Here is a 14,152-nt window from a genome sequence, read left to right as displayed (position 1 = left end):
CGGCGGACGCGTGCGCGCACGCCTGGAGCGCGATGCGTGCGCGGGTGAAGACACTTTGCGTCCGAGTGGTCCTTCGACAGTGGACACACGTGAAGGTTCAGCGCGCCCTGGGACTCGGGGCACGGTAGAACGGCCGTCCCCATGCGAGCGAAGCGCCATGTCCCGCGGTAGTCCCCAGGAAGAGGCCGTCCGGGCCATCTACGGGGAGATTGCGTCCGCCTACGAGGCCCTCTTCCCCGTGCTGGGCCGGTACGAGGACCGCGTCGAGCGGTTCCTCACGGACGCGGTGTCCCCGGGCTGCAGGGTGCTCGACGTGGGCTGTGGGCCGGGGCTGCACACCAAGGGCCTGGAGCCCTCCGTGCACGTGGTGGGCACGGACCTGTCGCCGCAGATGCTGGAGCTGGCGCGACAGGCCCGTCCCTCCGGCGAGTGGTACGCGCATGATTACTACCAGCCGTTCCCCGCGGAGTGGGGGCGCTTCCAGGTGGCGCTGGCGTTGGGCTGTCTGGACTTCTGCGACGACCTGCGGCGCGTGCTGCGGCACATCGCGGACATGCTGGCGCCGGGCGGGCGGTTGTTGTTCACCGCGCTGGAGCGCAGGCCCGGCCACGAGGGACACGAGGCCCCCACGCGCGAGGTGCGGACCGCGGGGCCCGCCGTGACGCTGCATTTGTATTCCTTCGAGGAGGCCTCGCGCGCCGTCACGGACGCGGGGCTGGAGCCGCGTGCCTACGTGCATGCCCCCGGGTGGGTTCAGCTCGCCGAGGAGCGGACTTTGTGGTTCGGTTGGTGGGAGGTCGAGCGTCGGTAGTCCCGCGACGTGTCGGGCGACACTGCCCGGTCGGTCAGCCAGGAGCGCACTGCGGATGATGACGGAAGAAGACATCCTGGCGGCGGAGGAGACGCTGCGCCAGGCCATGCTCGCCAGCGACGTGGACATGCTCGACCAGCTCCTCTCCGAGGACCTCGTCTTCGTCAACCACCTGGGACAGGTCTTCAACAAGGATGCGGACCTGGAAGGCCATGGCTCGGGCGCGCTGCGACTCACCCGGCTGGAGCTGGGTCCCCCCGTCATCCGGTTCCTCTCCGCGGGCGCGGTGGTCGTCGTGCAGGCCTCCGTCGCGGGCCAGTCCGCGGGCACCGGGTTCGCCGCGCAGCTGCGCTACACGCGCGTCTGGCAGTGGGTGGACGAGCGCCCCCAGGTGGTCGCCGGCCAGTGCACCGTCATCGTCGACGCGCCGAGCTGAAGTCCCGGGCAGGAGCGCGGCCCCGTGGACACGGCGCCGTGGCTGCCCGGACACATCCGGGGGCCACGCGCGCGCCAGGATGCACACGGACCCGGGCGATGGACTGGCCTGAAGGTTGCCAAGGCGTGCACCGCTCCTCTCTCTCGCGAGACTGAACCCATGACCTCACGCCCGCTTCGCGTCCTCGTTCCCCTTCTCGTGCTGACGCAGTCCTGCACCTCGGCGCCCGTGCGTCCGAACGCCGCGGAGGCGGCGCGGGCGACAGGGGCAGGTGAGTACACGCTCGCGAAGGACATCACGGTGCGGCGCATCGCTCCGGGGGTCTGGATGCACACGACGCTCTCGGACGAGGACTTCGGCTTCGTTCCCGCCAACGGACTCATCGTCGAGGACGGGGACGGCTCGCTGCTCGTGGACACGGGCTGGAACCAGCAGCAGGCCGAGCAGCTCGTCGACTGGGCCGCGAGCTCGCTGGGCAAGCCCGTCCGCGCGGCCGTGGCGACGCACTTCCACGACGACCGGACCGCGGGCATCCCCGTGCTCGTTGCCAGGGGCATCCCGGTGCACGGCCTGGAGGACACCGTGAGAATCGCGAAGGAGCGCGGCAAGCCGGTGCCCACGCGCGCCTTCACGGAAGTCGCGACGCTCGGTCCGCTGGAGTTGTTCTTCCCTGGTGCGGGCCACGCGCCCGACAACATCGTGGTGGTGCACCGCGACAGCCAGGTGTTGTTCGGTGGGTGCTTCGTGAAGGACGCGGCGGCGAAGGACCTGGGCAACCTGGGGGACGCCGTGGTCTCCGAGTGGCCCGCGAGCCTCGAGCGTGTGCAGGCGCGCTATCCCGACACACGCATCATCGTCCCGGGCCATGGCGCTCCGGGTGGCCCTGAGCTGCTGAACCACACCCGCGCCCTGCTCCGCTGAGCCTCCGCATCTCGCGCGCACGAGCAAGGCGCAGGGCTCTCGTCCGGCTGCTCACCCTCGGATTCAGGTGAGAGCGTTGGGCAGCACACGGGGATGGGTCATCGCGAGCTCGGCTGTCTGCCGTCAGCCGTCCGATGCACGACATGCGTCTGGTGCGCGAAGGCTGCGCCGCATGGGCAGGTGTTGGTGACGTTCCTACCGTGCATCCGGGGCGAAGCGCGGAGCCTGGGCCGGCGGGTGGGACGGAGGAGGGGCGTCATGAGGCGAGTGGCGACGTGGGTGCTCGTGCTGGCGGCGAGCGGGTGCGCATCGGTGAAGGTGGAGCAGCGCGACGGTTGCTGGGTGAAGCAGACCCGCACGTTCCCCTCCACATTCAGGGAGGAGGTGGGCCCATGCTCGCGGCCGAAGCCCGAGTGGTCCGCGGATCGGCTCACGCGGCTGGTGCAGGAGTGCGTGATGCACGCGGACTACCGCTGGCAGAGCAGCGCCATGGTGGCGTGGAACCGGGGTGAGCCCCTGCCCGTGCGCGAGCCGGACGAGAAGGTGCTCGAGGCGTGCATGGTGACCACGGAGCGGATGCTCTCCGCGGAGAAGGGCGCGCTGGAGGCGCAGCTCAGCGACGTCTCCAAGGAGCGCGACAGCCTGCGCGCCCACCAGGAGCAGGAGCGGGAGCAGTACCGCGCGAAGCTGGATGCCCAGCGCGAGGCCGCCCAGGCGGAGCTGCTGAAGGAGCGCGAGCGGCTCCAGGACAGCATGGACCAGCAGCGCGCGCACTCGCAGGCGAGCCTGGACCGCGCGCGAGACCAGATGCACGAGAGCAATGGGCGCCTGGCGACGGCGCTCGGCGAGGCGGCGAAGCGCCCGACCCCGTCCGCGGTGGCGACCGCCACCTCCTCGTCGACGAGTGAAGGCCGGGCGGACACGCGCAGCGACTCGCAGTCACGAGGCGACTCGCGCGCGCGCGGTGACGCGACGCCGCCCCGCGTGGCACGGCCCACGGTGGCGACGCCCGCGTCCATGTGCTCGCTGCCCGCGAAGCGCGGCGCCCCGAGGGCCACGACGTCGAGCGAGGCGGAGGCGTCCCCCGAGCCGGCGAGCTGTCAGCCGATGACGCCCGCCGAGCCGCCCGAGGCCGAGCCCACGCTCGTGCCTCCGGCGCAATCCCAGACGACGGCCTCAGTGCCCCTGCCGCTGTTGCCCAGGCTCCAGCCTCAGTAGGGCTTCTCGCCCTTCACCACGCCGAACGGGGACGGCTCCATGAAGACGCCGTTCACCGTCGTGCCGCCGTTGTGGATGGCGGGGAAGATGGGCTGCATGCTCTGGGGGAAGCCGAAGGTCGGCTTGCTGAGCGCGTCGAGCCGGCCGAGCTGCTCGGCGCTCAGCTTCACCTCGAGGGCGCCCACGTTGTCCTCGAGCTGGGACAGGCGCCGGGCGCCGATGATGGTCGAGCTCACGCCCGGCTGTGCCTGCACCCAGGCCAGCGCCACGCGCGCGATGCTGGTCCCCTGCTCCTTGGCGATGACGCCGAGCGCGTCGACGAGCGCGTAGGTCTTCTCGTTCAGGTACGACTCCACGAAGGCGCCGCGGTCACCCTTCTGCTGGCCGGCGTTCGCGCGGGTGTACTTGCCGCTGAGCGCGCCGCTCTTGAGCGGCGACCAGGGGGTGATGCCCAGGCCGAGCTCCAGCGCCATGGGCACCAGCTCCTGCTCCACGCTGCGCTCGAGCAGGGAGTATTCGATTTGCAGCCCGATGAAGGAGGACCAGCCGCGGAAGTGGGCCATCACGTTGGCCTGGGCAATCTTCCACGCAGGCGTGTCGGAGACGCCGAGGTAGCGGACCTTGCCGGCGCGCACCAGGTCCTCGAGCGCGGCCATCGTCTCTTCAATCGGCGTGTGGATGTCCCAGTTGTGCAGCCAGTAGAGGTCGATGTAGTCGGTCTGCAGGCGGCGCAGCGAGTTCTCGGCGGCCGCGATGATGGACTTGCGGCCCGAGCCGCCGCCGTTCGGGTCCCCGGGGTACAGATTCCCGCTGAACTTCGTCGCGAGGACCAGCCTGTCCCGCCGGGCCGGGTGGCGACCGACGTGGTCTCCGAGAATCTTCTCGGAGTGGCTCTTCGTGTAGAAGTTCGCCGTGTCGATGAAGTTGCCGCCGAGCTCGATGTAGCGGTCGATGATTTGCTGGGACTCCTCCACGCTGGACCCCCAGCCGAGGTCTTCACCGAACGTCATGGCACCAAGGCACAGCGGGCTCACGCGCAGGCCCGAGCGGCCCAGCGTCACGTAGTGGTTGAGAGGCATGTGGGCTCCAGGGGAGTGCTACATTGTGAGGACGACGATTTAGTTCAATCCGGAACTGGATTAATTTTGAACCAATTTCCGCGCAAGGGCCCATGTCGAAAATCGACCCGGCGAGAATCTGGTCGTTGAACCACCGGCTGTTGATGTCGGTGATAGCCAGTGTCGCCTCGGACATCGCGGCGTTGGGCGTGGAGACGAAGGAGCTGTTCGTGCTGGCGGAGGTGGACGACCACCCCTACCCGGCCGAGCTGGCGGCGTCCCTGTGCATCCCCAAGCCCTCGGTGACGCTGTACGTGAAGCGGCTCGAGGCCGCTGGGTTCCTGCGCCGTGAAATTGATACCGCGGACCTGCGGCGTCACCGGCTGCAGCTCACCTCGGCCGGCCGCAAGGTCATGCAGCAGGGGACGACGCTGCTCTCGGAGGCGTTCGGCACGAAGCTCGGCCGGCTGACCGCCGCCCAGCAGGCGGAGCTGCGGGCCCTGCTGGAGAAGATGAGCTGAAGCAAGCGTGCCGCGACCTCAGGCCAGGTGAGCGACCTCCAGCACGTGCCCCTTCACCTTCAGGGTGGTCATCAGGTCCCGGAGCCGAGCAGAGATGAGCCAGCGAGGCTCTGGGCGAAGCTCGCCGCGCCTGTCGCCCCAGCGTGTGTCCGTGATGAACAGGTCCGAGCCATCGAGCGAGGCCCGGTCGACATGGAGCGCTGAGAGCAGGTTGAGGCCCGCGACATGCCCCTTCGGGCACCGGTGCTCACCACGCTCGTCGAGGTCGAAGGGGTTGTTGCCCGAGACCGTCTTCGCATCCAGCTTCAGCGGCTTCGAGGTCGTGACGGGCTGATACCACTCCGGCTGGCGCGAAGGCTTGCCGCCCAGGTGCAGCACGGGGCGGAACTCCGCGCCTCGCAGTCCAGCCTCCTGGAAGGCGTCGACGAACCTGGAAGAGACCACGACCTCTCCCGCGAGCGTCTTCGCGAAGTCACGGTCTTTGGCAATCCGGCGCGTGTCGAGGATGAGGTCCGTCGTCTGCCGTGCTCCAACGCCACAATGCGGGCAGGCCTCCGACGCATCATAGCCCGTGCCGCACATGGCTCCGGTGGGCGCGAAGGCCCCTCGGATGACGAGGTTCAACAACTCCGCCGACTCGAGTTCCCGAGCCGAGTAGCGGCGCTCGACGTTCCAGTAGGTGAAGAAGAGGTCACCCTCGGCGCGGAGCTTGCGCTCGATGGCGCCAATCTCCCGCACGCGGGGATCATCCCCGGGCAACACCACCTTGCGCAGCCCCTCGTTCACGAGCATGCCGAGCCCAGGCGCCAGGAACTTCCGGGCCCGCTCCTCCGCAATCCTGAACTCGAACGTCTCGCGCATCGTCAGGGAGGGATTCCGATGAGTTGAGGGATGGGGTACCGGGAATAGACCCGCACCAGGATGTCCGTCAGTGCTCGTGCATCCGGTCGCTGTCCCTGACCATAACGCCACTCCTCACGGAAAGCCCGGGTGATGGCCTTGTGATACGCCGTGGGCAAACGGTACGTCTGCCCATCCTTCGCCCCTCCCAGGTACAACGGAACGAGGTGATGGTTCTCGTATCCCGCGCTGTTCGGGTACGTGGTCTGAGCCTCCTGAAGGCGTTGCTGGTAGAGCTTCCTTGCTTGGAGCACCACAGCAGCATCCACTGTGCGTCGCGCCTGGACTTGAGCCTGGAGTGGCGCGGGTCGTGGAGTCAGGAGAGGAGGTCTGCGCAGCGGACCTGCTCCTGGCGTGCGTCGCACGGGGCGGGTGGCGATGGCGCCCTTGAGTGGATCCACATCATCGCCGAGCGCCTGTCGCGCCCAACCCGTGGGGAGGAATGCGCCTGCACGAGTCTCCAGGTCCGCGTCGGACGTGAGCTCGACATAGGTGTACTCCTCGGCCAACCCATCACGGGTGCTCCATGCCGAGGAGCCTCGCGGCTCTACCTCCGGGCTTCCCCGCACACCCCAGGCACACCACCCACAGGCTCCAGAACACGAAGGGCTTCGTCATGAACATTGGCTCCAGACATCCCCTGGCCCCGCTCGCCCCCCCCGATTGACCCTCCCATCCGGCGGGTTCAGGATGCACAGCGAATTTACTCGTTTTACAGGAGATGCGGCTATGCGCTCGAAGCTCGTCCTCACCACCGTGGCGCTCATGGGAGCCGCCCTCACCACGGGCGTGGCGCAGGCCTCGTCCGATGAGGGGCAGACCGGGCTCACGTTCTACGCCAGGACTTTCACCCAGCCGGTCCTGAACGTGGCGCAGCCAGACGGCACGTGCACGGCTTTCCCCGCCGATGCGGACTCGCTCGTGGGCTGGAGCAACGTCCAGCAAGTCCTCGCATACCGCACCGCGGACTGCACCGGCCAGGCCGTGGGCCTGGGCACCCTGCGCACCTTCGCCGCAGGCGAGTTCGCTAGTTTCGTCGCCTACTGAGTCGAACTCCTCGCATCTCCCGCTGTCAGCCCCGGCGCGGCACCCGCGTCCCTCGCCCCCGACGCATTCCAGAGGTGTCACGGGGCTGTCCCCGGGCTCCCGAATCCGGACATGGGTGCTCTGCGCTCGTGTCCCGGACAGGGTGTCCCCCGGGTCCATCGTCCGCGGTGACTCCCTCACATCGGGGCGTCCGGCCGGCCGCCGCGAAAGCCAAAGCGAGCAACCCCTTCCAGGGACTGCTCAGAACTAGCTCACCCGGTAGAGCACAAGATATTGGATCTTGAGGAGAAGGTTCGAATCCTTCGTTCTGACCCGATCTGAAAAATCGGTTCCGCCAGAAGGCTCCATCCCGAGCCGGTAGAAGCGCTGGCCCACTCCACCCAACCTTCCCCCACCGCGAAGCCACGCCGTCCGCCAGGACGACAGTCCCCTTCCGCGCCGTCAGCGGAATGTCTGTCGTCGTCCGCGCCCGGTCCGGCCCGCGAGCGCGGGATGCGTCGATGGGGCCCGGGCACGCAGTCGGCGCTCTCCACCCGCGAAGGCTGGAGCCTTCACTTTTCTCGCAGTCCCCGGGACGCGCGCCTCTCGCGCCACCTCGCGCCCCGGTCTCACCACTCCCCCCTCCGGGGGAAAGGAGGTGCGCGATGAGCTTCTTCATGCGTGTGGATGTCGTGCAGCACGAGCGGGCGTTCGTCCTCGTCGACGAGGTGCCGACGCGCTACCTCGTGCCGGGCCGCTACCGGCTCACCTACCCCTTCCGCAACGTGCGCATCGTCCGCGTCGCCACGGGCCTGCCCCTGGCCAACCTGGACGCGGAGCTGCTCGCGCTCGTGCCGCCCTCGGACCTGCAGGTCGTCGACCTGGGCGCCGACGAGCGCGCCATCCTCTACCACCGGGGCCGCCCCCTGAAGTGGCTCGGCCGCGGCCAGCACCAGGTCTGGACCGTGGAGCACGTCCCCGCGCGCGCCCTGACGCCGCCCACCCCCGCCGTGCGCGTGGAGCTCGTGGACACCACCGGCGTCTCCACCGCGCCCCTGCGCGACGACGTGCGCGCCATCGTCCCCGCGAGCGACTACACGGAGGCCACGGCCACGGAGGGCTCGGTGACGCTGCGCTACGTGGACGGCACGCTCGACGCCGTGCTGCCCGCGGGCCGCCACGCCGCGTGGACCGTCGCCCACAAGGTGCAGCTGGCCGTCATCGACCTGCGCGAGCGGCTGCTCCACGTCACCGGCCAGGAGGTCATGACGCAGGACCGCGTCACGCTGCGCCTCAACCTGTCCACCGCCTTCCGCGTCGCGGACGCGCGCCGGCTCGCCGTCGTCGCCCGCGCGCCGGATGACATCCTCTACCTCGCCATGCAGCTGGCCGCCCGCGAGGCCGTCGCCACCCGCACGCTCGACGAGCTGCTCGCCTCCCGCGAGGCCCTGGCCGACGGCCTCTTCGCCCAGGTGAAGGAGCGCGCCGAGTCGGTGGGCCTGGAGCTGTTGCGCTTCGGCATCAAGGACGTCGTGCTGCCCGGTGAGATGAAGGAGCTGCTCAACCGCGTCATCCAGGCCCAGAAGGAGGCCGAGGCCAACGTCATCACCCGCCGCGAGGAGACCGCCGCCACGCGCTCGCTCGCCCAGACGGCCAAGGTGCTCGCCGAGAACCCGCTGCTCGTGCGCCTCAAGGAGCTCGAGGCCTACAAGGACCTCGCCGCCAAGGTGGGCCAGGTCCACCTGGTCCTCGGCGAGGGCGCCGTGCCGTCGCTCCAGCTCAAGGGCTGAGCACACACGCACGTGGAATTGTCGTGACGAAGGGCCTCTGGGGCCGGTTCCCCGGGGGCCCTTCGTGCATCACGGCTCCATGCGTCATGCACCATGGGTGCGGTGCGGGCGCCTTCGGCTGACTCGAAAATCAATCTCGGCTACCCTCGTGGGCCTTTCGTCCTCGTGAGGAGCTTGAGATGTCGTCGTCCGCCAACCACTACGTCCCCAACCTGCGCGATATCGAGTTCAACCTCTTCGAGTTCCTCGACATCGGCCGAACGTCGCTGGGGCGCGCGCCCTTCGGCGACCTGGACGAGACATCCGCCCGGCAGATGCTCCAGACGTTCTCCGTGCTGTGCGCGAACGAGCTGGCGCCGTCGTTCGACGAGGCGGAGCACAACCCGCCCAAGCTGGAGAACGGCGTGGTGACGCTGCCCCCCGGGCTGAAGAAGTCCATGGCGGCGTTCTTCGACGCGGGCATGCACCTCTTGGAGCAGCCGCCGCACCTGGGCGGCCTGGGTGCGCCGCCGTCCTTGGGCTGGGCCGCGTTCGAGCTGATGGTGGGCGCCAACGCCTCGCTCGCCTTCTACACGCTGGGCAACCTGCTCGCGCGAATCATCGACCGGCTGGGCACGGACGCGCAGAAGCAGCGCTTCCTGCCGCACATGCTGGACAAGCGCTGGAGCGGCACCATGGTGCTCACCGAGCCCGACGCCGGCAGCGACGTGGGCGCCGCGCGCACCAAGGCGCGCCCGGTGGGCGGCGACGTCTGGGAGATTGAAGGCGTCAAGCGCTTCATCACCAACGGCGACTCGGACATGTCCGAGAACGTCATCCACATGGTGCTGGCGCGTCCGGAAGGCGGTCCCCCGGGCACCAAGGGCCTGTCGCTGTTCGTCGTCCCCAAGTACTGGGTGAACGAGGACGGCAGCCTGGGTGAGCACAACGGTGTCGTGTGCACCAAGCTCGAGAAGAAGATGGGCCTGAAGGGCTCCGTCACGTGCGAGCTGACGTTCGGCGACGGCAAGCCCTCGCGCGGCCTGCTGCTGGGCGAGGTCCACGACGGCATGCGCCAGATGTTCTACATCATCGAGCAGGCGCGCATGGCGGTGGGTGTGAAGTCCATGGCCACGCTGTCGGCGGGCTACCAGCGCGCGCTGGCGTTCTCCAAGGACCGGCTCCAGGGCGCGGACCTCTTGCAGGCGCGCGACAAGACGGCGCCGCGCGTGCCCATCTTCCGCCACCCGGACGTGCGGCGCATGCTGATGACCCAGAAGGCGTTCGCGGAAGGCATGCGCGCTTTGTGCCTCTACACCGCCTCCGTGCAGGACGGCGTGGAGCTCAAGGGCGGCCACCGCGCCACCGAGGCCGGTGAGATGGACGCGCTCAACGACATGCTGCTGCCGCTGGTGAAGGGCTACTGCTCGGAGAAGGCGTACGAATTGCTCGCGCTGAGCCTCCAGGTGCACGGCGGCTCCGGCTACCTGACGGACTACCCGGTGGAGCAGTACATCCGGGACCAGAAGATCGACACGCTCTACGAGGGCACCACGCACATCCAGGCGTTGGACCTGCTCATGCGCAAGGTGGCGCGTGACGGCGGCGCGACGCTGCAGGCGCTGCTCGGCCAGGTGCGCGAGACGGCCGAGGGTGAGCTGGGCGGCAAGGAGCTCCAGGCGGAGCGCGCCGCGCTGGGCAAGGCGCTCGGTGACTTGGAGCTGATGCTCGGCACGCTGATGGGCAAGCTGGGCGAGTCCGTCTACCACGTGGGCCTGCAGGGCAACCGCGTGCTGGCGGGCGTGGCGGAGGTGGTCATCGGCTGGCTGCTGGTGCGTCACGCGGGCGTCGCGCTGGAGCGGATGAAGGCCAACCCCGGCGACCGCGCCTTCTACGTGGGCAAGCTCGCCAGCGCGCGCTGGTACTGCGCGGAAGTGCTCCCGGGCCTCGCCCACGCCGCGCGCATGGTGGAGTCCGGCACGCTGGACCTCATGGAGGTCCCCGAGGAGTCGTACTGAGTCGCGAGCCGTCGCCCACCCGCACCTCGTCGAGGGGTGCGGCGCCGGCCTGGCCTGAAGTATGGATTCGGTCCGTATGTCGTAGGCGGGGCCTGCTGGGCCGGGCCCCATCACGGATGGGCAGGCGAGCGATGCGCGACTGGCGAGCGGTACTCGGGGTGATGCTGCTGGGGCTGTGGGCATGTGGCGGCGACGAGGACGTGTCGATGGAGGACTTCGGCACCCAGGTCGTCCAGGCGCTCTGCGCGCGGGCCCAGCGGTGCGGCGAATACGTCCGGGCGAGCGCGTGCGAGGACGACATGCGCCAGTGGAACCGGCCCCAGTCCCTGGGGCTGGGGACGCGGTACGAGGACTCGCTGGAGTCCGGCCGGCTGCGCTTCGATGGGGCCGCGGCCCAGCGCTGTCTGGACGCGCTCCGAGGCAGGAGCTGTTCCGAGCCCGCCCTGTCCGACGCCGCGTGGCAGTACGGCATCGAGTACGAGCCGGCCTGTCAGCTGTTCGTCCAGCAGGGCTCCGCGAGCGGGTGCGGGATGAACCTGGACTGCGGCGCGGAGGCCTACTGCGGCCACACCTCCCAGAACGCCTGTGAGGGCACGTGCACGCCGCGAGGCGCGGAGGGACAGGCCGTCACCCATCCCTGGCAGTGCGCGCCCGGGCTCGTGTTCGAGGGCTCGACCCGGACCTGCATGAAGCCCGTGGAGGAGAACGTCTCGTGCGTGCGCCAGCACCCCAACGGCACGAGCTTCTCGCTGCCCTGCGCGCAGGGGCTCTGGTGCGACTGGAATGGCTACCGGACCTGTCGGCCCGTGGGCGCGGAGGGGGACGTCTGCGAGGACGTGGGCTACTACCCCTGTGGACCTTCGCTGGTGTGCAATGGCAACCGCTGCGCGCCGCACGTGAAGGAGGGCCATCTGTGCAACGCGCCCCCCTATGACGTGAGCCTCGGTTTTCTAGTCACCGTGTGCCAGCGCGAGCTCTTCTGCGACGCGGACCCGTCCAACCCCGGGCTGTGCCGTCCCCGCCGCGCCGAGCGGCAGGAGTGCCGTCTGGACACCGAGTGCCAGGAGGGGCTGTGGTGCAAGGACGCCCGTCCCGAGGCGGGGGTCTGGGGCATCTGCGTGAAGGCCACGGGTCCCGACGACGCGTGCGACAACGTGAGCCGCTTCTGCCCCAGGGGCTACGCCTGCCTCGAAGGCAGCACGTCGCGCTGCCTGCCCATCGTCCACCAGGGAGAGCGTTGCGGCCCCACGCTGGGCCTGTGCGACATCGACAACAGCTGCGTGAGCGGCCGCTGCGTCGGCGCCGAGGCCTCGTCCTGTCAGTGAGGCACCGGCGCGGGGGACCCGGCGCTCGGGCCCGGGTCCCCGTGCGACTCAGGCTTTCCGGGCGGACAGCTCGCGCTCCACATACAGCCGCAGGATGTGCATGAAGTCCTGGGCGTTGGTCACCACGCCGAAAGCCTGGTGCGTGCCCCGGTCCTTCAGCTTGCTGACGACGAACTCGGACGAGTCCACGCAGATGGTGGCCAGCTCGCGCAGCGAGCCGTCCTTCTCCGTGACGAACGCGGGCAGCATGTTGCCGGTGGCGATGGCGTGCAGCGCGGTGGCCACCAGCACCGCCATGGTCGCCTTCTTCGCGTGCTGGCGCATGGCGTCCTGGCCGCCCACGTTGTCCGTCACCACGTCCGGCAGCGGGCCGTCATCGCGGATGGAGCCGGTGAGGACGAAGGGCACCTTGTGCACCACGCACGCGTGCATGATGCCGTTGGTGATGACGCCCGCCTCCACCGCCTTGGCGATGGAGCCCGCCGCGCGCACCTTGTTGATGGCGCGCATGTGCAGGCCGTGGCCTCCGCTGGTGGCCTCGCCCGTGCCGCTCATGCCCAGGGTGGTGCCGAAGATGGACGCCTCGATGTCGTGCACCGCCACCGCGTTGCCCGCGAGCAGCGCGCCCACGAAGCCGTTGGCGATGAACCACGTCATGTCCGCGCGCGCTCGCGAGTGCACCAGCGCCGGCCCCGTCACCCAGATGGGGTAGCCGCCGCGCTCGCGCTCCTCCACCAGCACCCGCGCCATCTGCGCGTAGTCGATGGGCTTCTCGCGGGACACCTCGCTCGTCATGAACTTGAACTCGCCCTCCCCGCCTCCGCCGAGGTAGGCCATGTTCACGTACACGCCCTCGGAGCCGTCCTCCGCGTGTCCCACCACCACGCGCTCGCCCGCCTTCACGCGGCGTCCCTCGCGAATCCACAACTCGCCCTGTGCATCCAGCACCAGCGCGCCGTCCATGCGCGGCTCCCGCGGCATGCGCCACGCGCCGTCGATTCGCACGTAGGTGGGCAGGTTCGTGGTGGTGAAGAAACCCTCCGGCAGCACGCCGTCCGCCGGCGCGGGTTCGAAGCGGGCGTCCGGGCAGCGGGTGAACTGCTCGGCCGCGAAGTCGGGATGAGGAATGGAGGTGCTCACGCCGGCCACCATGCGCGGAGCGTCCCACCTGTTCAAGGACCTTGGTGCCACGGCCGACTCAATGGCGGCTGTGTGACAGCACGACTCGCAGCGTGGATGACGCAGGGGGTCGAGGTCGCACCCTCCGTGAGCCGCCCTCGCGCAAGTGCGCGACCTGCATCGAGGTGATCGACAGATCAGCGGAATCAGGCACGCGTCCACGCAACTCGCGCTCTTGGCTTCCGAGAATAGGGGCAAGTTGTACGCGACCTTCCCCGCGCGTCACCGCCCCCCATTCGGAGCCCTTCGCTCATGAGCTACCGCATCCAGTCCGGCGACACCCTGTCCGCGCTCGCGCTTCGTTACGGCACCACCGTGGACGCCCTGCAGAAGGCGAATCCGCAAATCAAGGACGTGGACCTCATCTACACGGGGGACACGCTCAACATCCCCGGCGCCAAGGACGGCTTCGACTCGGCGCCGTCGCGCTCGGGCCCGAACCTCACGGGCGGCACGACGAACTACCCGGCCAACATGACGACGGGCGAGGGCACCAAGGGCCCCGGTGGCAGCCCGTTCGACATCGCGCGCTCGCACCTGAACAAGAACGCGGGCTCGCTGAAGCTCGAGGGCAGCGGAGTTGGCGCGGACATGGAGGACTGGGTCCCCAACAACGTCAACTGCGCCAACTTCGTCTCCGCGTGTCTGGAGCAGGCGGGGCAGATCTCCGACGCGCAGCACGACAACAGCGTGATGGGCCTTCAGGCCAAGCTGGACCGGGACCCGGACTTCAAGCGCGTGTCGCTCCAGGACGCCAAGCCCGGCGACGTGGTCTCCATGAAGGTGGGCAGCGGCCAGCACGTGGTGATGTTCGCCGGCTGGGAGAACGGCAAGCCGATGTTCATCGGCTCCAACAACGTCAACCCCGACGGCTCGCAGCGCATCACCATCAGCAGCATGAACTACCCCATCATGTCGGTGCACCAGTACCAGGGCTGAGCCCACACCGAGCCTTCGCAGTGCCCACGGG

At 69.3% G+C, this 14,152-nt stretch carries 13 protein-coding genes and 1 tRNA gene; 11 read left to right on the top strand and 3 right to left on the bottom strand.

Going from position 1 to position 14,152, the window contains the following annotated elements; translation table 11 throughout:
• Positions 1–157: 157 nt before the first annotated feature.
• The 4 genes from K8625_RS07280 to K8625_RS07265 all read left to right on the top strand — a co-directional run bounded on the left by K8625_RS07280 (position 158) and on the right by K8625_RS07265 (position 3,386).
• Positions 158–811 (top strand): class I SAM-dependent methyltransferase, encoded by a 654-nt coding sequence (locus K8625_RS07280; RefSeq protein ID WP_223749761.1) that lies wholly within the window; start codon positions 158–160, stop codon positions 809–811.
• 55 nt (positions 812–866) lie between these two features.
• Entirely contained in the window at positions 867–1,247 is a 381-nt protein-coding gene (locus tag K8625_RS07275) for a nuclear transport factor 2 family protein (protein WP_223749760.1), read from the top strand.
• 159 nt (positions 1,248–1,406) lie between these two features.
• The gene (gene bla / locus K8625_RS07270) at positions 1,407–2,168 is read left to right on the top strand and encodes a subclass B1 metallo-beta-lactamase (RefSeq protein ID WP_223749759.1); all 762 of its coding nucleotides are present in this window, start codon (positions 1,407–1,409) and stop codon (positions 2,166–2,168) included.
• A gap of 258 nt (positions 2,169–2,426) precedes the next feature.
• A complete protein-coding gene (locus tag K8625_RS07265) occupies positions 2,427–3,386 on the top strand; it encodes a hypothetical protein (RefSeq protein ID WP_223782263.1) in 960 nt (319 codons plus the stop codon).
• Here K8625_RS07265 and K8625_RS07260 read toward each other — a convergent pair.
• Complete coding sequence (locus K8625_RS07260; protein ID WP_223782262.1) at positions 3,380–4,465, bottom strand: aldo/keto reductase; 1,086 nt, start codon at positions 4,463–4,465, stop codon at positions 3,380–3,382. The two genes, K8625_RS07265 and K8625_RS07260, sit on opposite strands and share 7 nt — an antisense overlap.
• Positions 4,466–4,557: 92 nt before the next feature.
• On the opposite strand from K8625_RS07260, the gene K8625_RS07255 reads away from it, so the two are divergent.
• Positions 4,558–4,965 (top strand): MarR family winged helix-turn-helix transcriptional regulator, encoded by a 408-nt coding sequence (locus K8625_RS07255; RefSeq protein WP_223782261.1) that lies wholly within the window; start codon positions 4,558–4,560, stop codon positions 4,963–4,965.
• Between the two features lie 18 nt (positions 4,966–4,983).
• Here K8625_RS07255 and K8625_RS07250 read toward each other — a convergent pair whose 3' ends face one another.
• Positions 4,984–5,826 carry a hypothetical protein gene (locus tag K8625_RS07250; RefSeq protein WP_223782260.1) on the bottom strand — a complete coding sequence of 281 codons (843 nt, stop codon included), beginning with the start codon at positions 5,824–5,826 and terminating at the stop codon, positions 4,984–4,986.
• 768 nt (positions 5,827–6,594) lie between these two features.
• Between K8625_RS07250 and K8625_RS07245 the strand changes: the two genes are divergently transcribed.
• From K8625_RS07245 to K8625_RS07225, 5 genes are all read left to right on the top strand, one after another.
• Positions 6,595–6,912 carry a hypothetical protein gene (locus K8625_RS07245; RefSeq protein ID WP_141324668.1) on the top strand — a complete coding sequence of 106 codons (318 nt, stop codon included), beginning with the start codon at positions 6,595–6,597 and terminating at the stop codon, positions 6,910–6,912.
• A 240-nt stretch (positions 6,913–7,152) separates the two neighbouring features.
• Positions 7,153–7,224, top strand: a tRNA-Gln gene (locus K8625_RS07240).
• 332 nt (positions 7,225–7,556) lie between these two features.
• On the top strand, positions 7,557–8,681 hold the full coding sequence (locus K8625_RS07235) for a slipin family protein (RefSeq protein ID WP_223782259.1): 1,125 nt from the start codon (positions 7,557–7,559) through the stop codon (positions 8,679–8,681).
• A 179-nt stretch (positions 8,682–8,860) separates the two neighbouring features.
• Positions 8,861–10,678: an acyl-CoA dehydrogenase gene (locus tag K8625_RS07230; protein WP_223749753.1), complete on the top strand. Its 1,818-nt coding sequence runs from the start codon at positions 8,861–8,863 to the stop codon at positions 10,676–10,678.
• Between the two features lie 131 nt (positions 10,679–10,809).
• Positions 10,810–12,003, top strand: a complete 1,194-nt coding sequence (locus tag K8625_RS07225; protein ID WP_223782258.1) for a Dickkopf N-terminal cysteine-rich domain-containing protein — start codon at positions 10,810–10,812, stop codon at positions 12,001–12,003.
• A gap of 48 nt (positions 12,004–12,051) precedes the next feature.
• On the opposite strand, the gene K8625_RS07220 is transcribed toward K8625_RS07225, so the two are convergent.
• Complete coding sequence (locus tag K8625_RS07220; protein WP_223749751.1) at positions 12,052–13,143, bottom strand: hypothetical protein; 1,092 nt, start codon at positions 13,141–13,143, stop codon at positions 12,052–12,054.
• A 291-nt stretch (positions 13,144–13,434) separates the two neighbouring features.
• Between K8625_RS07220 and K8625_RS07215 the strand changes: the two genes are divergently transcribed.
• Positions 13,435–14,121 carry a LysM peptidoglycan-binding domain-containing protein gene (locus K8625_RS07215; protein WP_223782257.1) on the top strand — a complete coding sequence of 229 codons (687 nt, stop codon included), beginning with the start codon at positions 13,435–13,437 and terminating at the stop codon, positions 14,119–14,121.
• The last annotated feature ends 31 nt before the right edge of the window (positions 14,122–14,152 follow it).

Origin of the sequence: Myxococcus sp. AS-1-15 (assembly GCF_020037055.1) — a bacterium.
GTDB lineage: Bacteria > Myxococcota > Myxococcia > Myxococcales > Myxococcaceae > Myxococcus > Myxococcus fulvus.
This window is presented reverse-complemented; position numbering and strand designations above follow the sequence as displayed.

Bases quoted from the DNA above. Each gene is read 5' to 3' on its own strand.
- K8625_RS07265 (WP_223782263.1), top strand. From the start codon at position 2,427: ATGAGGCGAGTGGCGACGTGGGTGCTCGTGCTGGCGGCGAGCGGGTGC.
- K8625_RS07280 (WP_223749761.1), top strand. From the start codon at position 158: ATGTCCCGCGGTAGTCCCCAGGAAGAGGCCGTCCGGGCCATCTACGGG.
- K8625_RS07250 (WP_223782260.1), bottom strand. From the start codon at position 5,826: ATGCGCGAGACGTTCGAGTTCAGGATTGCGGAGGAGCGGGCCCGGAAG.
- K8625_RS07230 (WP_223749753.1), top strand. From the start codon at position 8,861: ATGTCGTCGTCCGCCAACCACTACGTCCCCAACCTGCGCGATATCGAG.
- K8625_RS07245 (WP_141324668.1), top strand. From the start codon at position 6,595: ATGCGCTCGAAGCTCGTCCTCACCACCGTGGCGCTCATGGGAGCCGCC.
- K8625_RS07235 (WP_223782259.1), top strand. From the start codon at position 7,557: ATGAGCTTCTTCATGCGTGTGGATGTCGTGCAGCACGAGCGGGCGTTC.
- K8625_RS07260 (WP_223782262.1), bottom strand. From the start codon at position 4,465: ATGCCTCTCAACCACTACGTGACGCTGGGCCGCTCGGGCCTGCGCGTG.
- K8625_RS07275 (WP_223749760.1), top strand. From the start codon at position 867: ATGATGACGGAAGAAGACATCCTGGCGGCGGAGGAGACGCTGCGCCAG.
- K8625_RS07225 (WP_223782258.1), top strand. From the start codon at position 10,810: ATGCGCGACTGGCGAGCGGTACTCGGGGTGATGCTGCTGGGGCTGTGG.
- bla (WP_223749759.1), top strand. From the start codon at position 1,407: ATGACCTCACGCCCGCTTCGCGTCCTCGTTCCCCTTCTCGTGCTGACG.
- K8625_RS07255 (WP_223782261.1), top strand. From the start codon at position 4,558: ATGTCGAAAATCGACCCGGCGAGAATCTGGTCGTTGAACCACCGGCTG.
- K8625_RS07215 (WP_223782257.1), top strand. From the start codon at position 13,435: ATGAGCTACCGCATCCAGTCCGGCGACACCCTGTCCGCGCTCGCGCTT.